Raw genomic sequence first — 608 nt, forward strand, 5'->3', positions numbered from 1 at the left:
TCCGCATCGGCCAGGGTGACGGCGTTATCGGCCTGTTCGACAACTGCATTTTCACCAGCCAATGCTGGGATGCGGGCGACGGCGTGTTCCAGGGCCCCGGCTTCGGCGGCATCAACTTCGGCAACGCAATGGGCGGTGGCGCCACCAACTATCCGTGGCTCGCGCAGGCCGGTGCCGAATACGCCAACGAAAAGATAACTTACCTCAGCCCGCAGATCTACGGCTTCGATATTGGCCTGCAATATGCGCCGAGCCAGGGCAATGCCTACCAGGTCTCCTCACCGCTCGCCGCCTTCTCATCGGGTGGCAGCCCCGCCAGCCCTGCACTCGGCGGCGACAACGTCATTGGGATAACGACCGGCAACACCTCCAACCGCTGGTATAATCAGGTTGGTGCCGGTATGCGCTATGAGAACACCTTTGGCCCCGTCGACGTAAAGGTCTACGGCTTCTACGAGCACGCCGCGGGCGAAGATGCCGCCACATACACGACCGCCGCGCCGGGCACCGCCGCTTTCATGTCGGCAAGCGCCAACGCCCTGCACTACCAACAGATCGGCTTCTTCCAGGGTGGTCTCGCCGTCACCACCGCCGGCCTGACCGCCGCC

1 pseudogene is annotated in these 608 nt (G+C 63.8%); it reads left to right on the top strand.

Annotated elements, in window-relative coordinates:
• Positions 1-608: pseudogene (locus GSQ89_RS31310) on the top strand (porin); the annotation flags it as partial.

It is taken from the genome of Acidisphaera sp. S103 (genome assembly GCF_009765975.1).
GTDB lineage: Bacteria > Pseudomonadota > Alphaproteobacteria > Acetobacterales > Acetobacteraceae > Rhodopila.